Raw genomic sequence first — 6924 nt, 5'->3', positions numbered from 1 at the left:
GCGTCAGTCCGCGAACGAAAAGTAATGGCTTGCAAGGAGAGAGTATCGCGCCAGACATTCCTATGCTGAAATCCAATACTGTAAGGGGGGTTGACACCCTCGCCCTCATAGAAGGGTCTGTTCACATATGAAACGCACGCGCGCGCAGCGCGGCGTATCATGGCGGCGTTCCCCGCACGAAAAACAAGAGGGCAGCCATGCAGACCTTCCACCAGCTGTTCGACGAGACCTCGTCCACCTTCACCTACCTGCTGATCGACGCCGCCACCGGGGAGGCGCTGCTGATCGATCCGGTCGACCACCAGCTGGAACGCGACCTGGCGCTGCTGAAGGCAACCGGCGCGCGGCTGGCGTGGGTGATCGAAACCCACGCCCATGCCGACCACATCACCTCGGCCGGCCACCTTGCGTTGCAGACCGGCGCGCATACCGCCGCGCCGTCCGGCTGCGATATCAAGCCCGCCCAGAAACAACTGATCGACGGCGACACTGTCGCCTTCGGCAAGCAGGTGCTGCGCGCCATCCATACGCCGGGGCACACTGCCGGCAGCATGAGCTACCTGTGGGAAGAGCCCACCGCCGACGGGGTCGTGCGCCGCGTCTTCACCGGCGATGCGCTGCTGATCGATGGCTGCGGCCGCACCGATTTCCAGTCCGGCGACGCCGGCACGCTTTACGACAGCCTGACCAGGAAGCTGTTTGCGCTGCCCGACGACACACTGGTCTATCCGGCCCATGACTACAAGGGCCGCACCTCGTCCACCATCGGCCAGGAACGCGCCCACAACAGCCGCGTCGCCGGCCGCACGCGCGAGGAGTTCGTCGACATGATGCGCAACCTCAACCTGCCACGGCCCAAGCTGATCGATGTCGCCGTGCCGGCCAACCAGCGCCTGGGCCTGCGCGACGGCGAGAGCGTGCCGCACGGCGCCTGAGATTTCCCCAACGTCAGGAGTCTTTGCATGTCCACCTACACCGCCGAGATCCTCTGGCAACGCGACGGGCAGGATTTCGCCGGCAACCGCTACAGCCGCAGGCACGTGCTGCGCTTTGACGGCGGCGCCGAGGTCCCGGGTTCGTCGTCGCCCCATGTGGTGCCGCTGCCGATGTCGGACGCAAGTGCGGTCGATCCGGAGGAAATGTTCATCGCCTCGCTGGCCAGCTGCCACATGCTGTGGTTCCTGTCGCTGGCGGCGAAGCAACGCTTTGTCGTCGACCGCTACCTGGACGCGGCCACCGGTGTGATGGAAAAGAACGCTGACGGGCGGATGGCGATGACGGTGGTGACGCTGCGCCCGCAGGTCACCTTTGGCGGCGAGCGCGAGCCCACGCGCGAAGCGCTCGACGCACTGCATCACGCCGCGCATGACGCCTGCTTTATCGCCAACTCGGTCAGGACCGAGGTGCGCTGCGAGCCGGTGTACGCAGGCGCCTAGCCGGCCAGCCCCGGCCGTGCCTGCACCGGCGTCCGGCTGCTGGCGACGAACCACAAACAATTTATATCTCGCCACCAAAATGCTGATTTGACTTGCCGCCCCGGCACTGCAAATACTGGCCCTCACAGAATGGCTCGCCGCCTGGGCACCGGGCGGTGCATCCGGCGTTGCGTAACCGACACTCGTGGGGAACACCATCATGAAGCATAGCCAGCATCGCAAGCTGTACCGCGGCCTCGGCGCGCTGGCCACGGCCATTGCGCTGATCCCGGCACAGGCCATGGCGCAGAGCAAGCCCATGGCCTACCCGGCCAAGGGCCAGAGCCAGCAACAGCAGGCCAGCGACGACGGCGCTTGCTACAGCTGGGCCAAGCAGCAGACTGGCGTGGATCCCGCCCAGGCCGCCAACGCGCCGCCGCCGGCCCAGGCGCAAAGCGGCCAGCGCGTGCGCGGTGCCGCGGGCGGTGCCGCCGCGGGTGCCGTGGTGGGTGCGGTTGCAGGCGACGCCGGCAAGGGTGCGGCGGTCGGCGCTGCAGCGGGTACGGTGGCGGGCGGCGTGGCGCACCGCCAGTCGCGCCGCCAGGCAAACGCCGCCAACCAGCAGGCGGCGGCCAACACCAGCCAGGCGATGGGCTCGTACTATCAGGCCTGGGGCGCCTGCATGCAGGGGCGCGGCTACAGCGTCAAATAAGACCGGGGGCAGCTCGGCGGTGGGCTCAGGAAGCCCACCGGTCACACGCCTTGCGCACCGTTTCACGCTGGCTGCGTGCATCGGCATCGACCTGGCGCAACCATTCTGCGTCGCCGTCGCGGCGCCCGGCCAGCGCGCGGATATTGGCCAGCGCCTCCAGCGAATCCAGCGCCTCGGCGTGCGGCACCAATGCGTCGCAGATCGACAGGATATGGTCCGCGATCGGCATGCGCGTCAGTTCGTTGGGATGCACGTATTCGCCCTCCAGCCCGAAGCGGCAGGCCTGGAAGCGGTTGAAGGTGTACACCAGGTAATCGTCTTCCTGCGGCATGAAGGGGCGCGACAGCAACAGGTAGCGCGCCAGCATCTGGATATAGGCAGCGATATCGCAGGCGCGCTGCACCGTCAGCGGCGTGTCCATCACGCGGACCTCGATGGTGCCGAACTCCGGCTTGGGCCGGATATCCCAGTAGAAGTCCTTCATGCTTTCGATCACGCCGGTATTGCGCATCTTCTCGAAGTACGCGGTGAAGGCATCCCACGTCAGCAGGAACGGCGCACGCCCGCTCATCGGGAAGGCCGCGACCGAATTCAGCCGCGCCGAGGCAAAGCCGGTATCCACGCCCTGCACATAGGGCGAGGACGCCGCCAGCGCCACGAAGTGCGGCACGTAGCGGCCGATGGCGTGCAGCAGGAACAGCGATTCGTCGGCGCTGGGGCAGCCAATATGTACATGCTGGCCGAACACGGTGAACTGCTTGGCCAGATAGCCATACAGCTCAGAGATGTACTGGTAGCGCGGCGAATCCGAGATGGTGCGGTCGGCCCATTGCTGGAACGGGTGCGTGCCGCCGCCGGCGATGCCCAGGTTCAGCGAATGCGAGGCCGCCACCATCAGGTCGCGCATCACGGACAGCTCTTCCAGCGCCTGCTGGTAGCTGTGGCAGATGCCGGTGCTGATCTCGATCATCGACGGGCTGATCTCGGGCTTGATGTCGCCGGCATGCTCGGTGCCCTTGAGCGCGCGCAGCAGGTCGGGCGCGAACGGGGCCAGGTCGTAGTCATGCCGGTTGACCAGCTGCAGCTCCAGCTCCACGCCGAAGGTCAGTGCCTCTGAGTGCTTGAACGGTTCGAGCGACATCAGCGCCCTCCTCCATTGGCCCGGATGTCGACCCGGACTTCGCCTGCGTAGCGCAGCGCCCAGGCCGCGATCACCGGACCGAAAAGTTGTTCGATCGCCAGCGCGCACAGGATGATGGCCGCCAGCGGCTGGCCAGTGCTGGGGTAAAGCCGCGCCACGTCATACATCAGCAGGTAGGCCAGACCCGACATCGGCGCCAGCGCCAGCCCCAGCGCCATGCACTGGCGCAGGCTCAGGCCCGAGAACGATCCCAGCGACACCACACCGGCCAGCTTGGCCACATGGCGCAGCACCACCAGCGCGATGGCGTAGACGCCACCCACGGCCCAGTCCTGTGCCGTCAGCGGCAGGCCCAGCGACACCACCATCACGATGATCAGCAAGCTGCCGGCACTGCCGAAGTGCGGCGGCCACACATGCGGCTGGTTGTCCTGGTGCTTGAACACCACGCCGGCCAGCATCAGCGTCAGCGGCATCGACAATTTTAGTACCCGGGTCAGCGCCAGCGTGAACAGTACCAGGCCCACCAGCACCAGAAAGCTGTAATGGTCATCTGCCGACATGCGGTCATAGATGGCATGGCCGACCTTGCCCACCACCCAGGCCAGCAGGCAGGAGCCCACCAGCAGGTATAGCGGATGCAGCAGCGCGGCGCCGAGGTTGCCGTATTCGGAGTGCAGCCACCCGGTGGCGACCTGCACGATCGCCGCGGCATAGATGCTGTTGAGCGCGGCCATCGCCATCAGCCGCTCGGTGACCTGCCCGTCCGCGCGCAGTTCGTTCTTGAGCTGCAGCACGATGGTGGGCGAGGTGCTGACCGCGATGCCGCCAGCCAGGATGGCCACGCCGGGCGAGGCCCCGATCCACTGCAGCACCGCGGCCACCAGGCCCCAGGTCAGCAGGCTTTCAAAGGCGCTGGTCAGCAGCAGCCAGCGGTTGGCGCGCAGCCAGGTCAACGAGAGGCGATGCCCGAGTTCGAACAAGGCCAGCGCCAGCGCCATATCGATCAGGATACGGGTCTGGTTGATCATGTTCTCGTCGACGATGCCGCGGCCCAGCATGCCGGCGCAAAGCCCCGCCGCGGCGTATCCGACAATGCGCGGACAGCGCAGCCAGCGCCGGCTCAGTTCGCCGGCCAGGCCCGCGCCGACCAGCGCCAGCCCGACCCAGAACAGGCCGCCTGGGGCGAGCGGGAGGCTTGGAAAAAGTTGGCTCAGTCCGTTCATGGCGACATGGTAATGTAAGCACATCACAATCCATGTCAGTGATTGTCCGACACCGCACCAAACTCACGCCTTACTTCTGTCATCTACACGCAAAAAACGCCATCTTCGGATGGCGTTTTTTTACAACCCTTACATTTCCAGACCGTTCCGGGGTCCGGAGCGACGTTTCAGACGCCCCAGACCTTCCACATCGGCCTGGTGGCCTTGAGCGCGGTTTCCACCTGTGCGTACAACGTGCGCGTCGCGCCCTGCGCCGCACCACAGGCGCGAGCCTTGTCGAAGTAACCGAGCGCAGTCTCGCGCTGCTCCTGGCCAAGCGCGGACTGCACCGCGCGCAGGTACACCTCGGCGTCCCAGTCGTCACGCACCGCGAACGCGGCAACGAAGTCGGCCAGGGCCGCGTCATGGCGCCGCGCGGCGTTGTGCACCAGCCCGCGCTGCACGCGTGGGCCGGCCTGGTCCAGCGGATCGCCCTCGGTCAGCGCCACCGCCTGCTCGAACAGCGGCAGCGCGCGCTCCGAGTCACCCACGTCGCGCCAGACCTGGCCGAAGCGGTTGTACAGCCACGCGTCTTCCACCAGCAGCGCGCGCCGTTGCTGGCCCTCGATCTCGGCCAGGGTATCGGTGCGGTCGTGCTCGTCCATGCCGGCCAACTGCGCCTGCAGCAGCGCGGCATAGTGCGCGCGCGCGTGCGCCATCGGATGCGCGGCCTCGCTGCGGGCTTCCACCGGAAGCGCGTCCAGGCGGGCATCCATGTGCATCATCGCGGCCCGCGCGGCCTCGGTCGGCTCAGCCCCGCCCATGGCCTTCCAGGCCGCGATCATGCGGCTGAAGGCCCAGGTCACGTCGGCCGGATTGCGCTCGAGCGGATAACGGTTGAGCACTTCGCCGGCCAGTTCCGCCACCTTCTGGTGCTGGCCAGCGTCGGCGTGGCAATCGAGCAGGTCGATCCAGTGGTCGATGAACTCGCTGGCGGCCATGCCCTGGCGATGCAGCGCGATGCGTTCGTCCGCATGCGCGGCATCGGCCGGCAGGCTGCGCGACAGCAGCCGGCACAGCAGCGAATAGACATGCGGATCGGCATTGCCGCCATGGCCGGCGGCATCGCCCTGGCCAGTGGCAAAGTACTGGTCGAAGCGCGCCACGCCGGCGCGGCCGGCCTGCACCAGCACCGGCCGCAGCGCGGCCTCGGCGGCCGGCACTTCGTCGATGAACTCGCCCACCGCCATCGCGGCGCGGTAGTAGCCGGCACCGTCGTCGGACTGGTCGGTCAGCGTAAAGCGCAGCCACGGCTCGCGGTCGGCGGGCTGGGCGGCTTGCGCGTTGTCGGCCCGCTGGGCCAGCTGGTGGCGCCAGGCCAGTTCGCGTACCTGGGTCTGCGGGTCGGGCACCTGGCGCAGGTAGACCGCCAGATCGTCCAGCGCCCCCTGCAGGTCGCCCACGCCATGGCGCAGCGGCGCGCGCAGGCGGCGCGCCTCGGGGTGGTCAGGATGCTCGGCCAGCACGCGGGCGGCCTGGTCGGCTGCCACGGTATCGCCGGCTGCGGCATCGAGCTCCAGCAGATGCGGGTTGTCCAGCGCCACGCGGCCCAGGCAGATGCGCATCAGCGGTTCCACCAGCACGCCGGCGGCCTCGGCCCGGGCGATGTAGTCCGTCACCAGCGGGGCGATGTCATCGGCGCCCAGGTCGGGATTGCGGACCATCAGGTCATGCCAGTAACGCGCCGCGGCGGCCATGTCGCCCATGCGCAGCGCCGCCAGGCCGGCGTGGAAATGCGCGGCCCATTCGCCCGTCAGCAGGCCACTGCGCTGCGCCGCCTCATGCAGCCACGGGCGCGCCTCCGCATCGCGGCCCAGGCTCATCAGCATGGCGCCGTAGCGGTGCGCGATCACCCCGCGCGAGACCCAGCGGTGCGGCGGCTGCAGCGGCAGGGTGTCAAGCCGCGCCAGGGCCTCGTCCAGCACCGCCAGCGCGGCGTTGGCATCACCGTTGTCAAAGTGCAGCCGCGCCCGCAGCGTGACGAAATCAACCACCTCGGGGCGGGCCTGCGACAGCTGGTCGGCAATTTGCAGGGCTTCGGCGAAGCGCCCCTGGTTGGCTAGCCCGATGGCGTGGTCGTAGCTGGCTTCCTGCTCGGACACGTACTGCTCCTATTGATTGAAAAAATGTGCGAGTGCGGGATTATGCGCCAATGGGGGGATAGGGGGGTGTCTGGGGCTTGGGTTGTTGCCATGCGGTTGGCCTTGGCTCTTGGCGGGCGTGGGCTGTTTCGCCGGTGTAGCTGGCGGGCTTACTGCTCGTTGGCTGGGGTATATAGATACTATGAAGGGCCGCGGAGGCAACTCCTGGAGTAAAACGAAGATTCGCACACTCTCGTTTTTCCAAAGGAGCACGCAAATGGACGCGCCTGACACAGCCCTTCATGGGCAG

6 protein-coding genes are annotated in these 6924 nt (G+C 67.4%); 3 read left to right on the top strand and 3 right to left on the bottom strand.

The window, feature by feature from the left end:
• The first annotated feature begins 197 nt into the window (after positions 1 to 197).
• The 3 genes from DN412_RS41730 to DN412_RS41720 all read left to right on the top strand — a co-directional run bounded on the left by DN412_RS41730 (position 198) and on the right by DN412_RS41720 (position 2127).
• Positions 198 to 935, top strand: coding sequence for an MBL fold metallo-hydrolase (locus DN412_RS41730; RefSeq protein WP_115216841.1), 738 nt, complete (start codon positions 198 to 200; stop codon positions 933 to 935).
• A gap of 27 nt (positions 936 to 962) precedes the next feature.
• Complete coding sequence (locus DN412_RS41725; RefSeq protein WP_115216840.1) at positions 963 to 1436, top strand: OsmC family protein; 474 nt, start codon at positions 963 to 965, stop codon at positions 1434 to 1436.
• A gap of 199 nt (positions 1437 to 1635) precedes the next feature.
• Positions 1636 to 2127, top strand: a complete 492-nt coding sequence (locus tag DN412_RS41720) for a YMGG-like glycine zipper-containing protein (protein ID WP_115216839.1) — start codon at positions 1636 to 1638, stop codon at positions 2125 to 2127.
• A 25-nt stretch (positions 2128 to 2152) separates the two neighbouring features.
• Here the strand turns inward: DN412_RS41720 and DN412_RS41715 are convergent, their stop codons facing one another.
• The 3 genes from DN412_RS41715 to DN412_RS41705 all read right to left on the bottom strand — a co-directional run bounded on the left by DN412_RS41715 (position 2153) and on the right by DN412_RS41705 (position 6635).
• Complete coding sequence (locus DN412_RS41715; RefSeq protein WP_115216838.1) at positions 2153 to 3268, bottom strand: YbdK family carboxylate-amine ligase; 1116 nt, start codon at positions 3266 to 3268, stop codon at positions 2153 to 2155.
• Entirely contained in the window at positions 3268 to 4494 is a 1227-nt protein-coding gene (locus DN412_RS41710; protein WP_115216837.1) for a cation:proton antiporter, read from the bottom strand. Before DN412_RS41710 ends, DN412_RS41715 begins: the two co-directional genes overlap by 1 nt.
• 167 nt (positions 4495 to 4661) lie before the next feature.
• Positions 4662 to 6635, bottom strand: a complete 1974-nt coding sequence (locus DN412_RS41705) for a tetratricopeptide repeat protein (protein WP_115216836.1) — start codon at positions 6633 to 6635, stop codon at positions 4662 to 4664.
• Positions 6636 to 6924 lie beyond the last annotated feature (289 nt).

The sequence above is a fragment of the Cupriavidus lacunae genome (assembly GCF_003353055.1).
In the GTDB taxonomy this organism is placed as follows: Bacteria; Pseudomonadota; Gammaproteobacteria; order Burkholderiales; family Burkholderiaceae; genus Cupriavidus; species Cupriavidus lacunae.
Note: the sequence above shows the minus strand (reverse complement) of the source record. Positions and strands in the feature narration are given on the sequence as shown.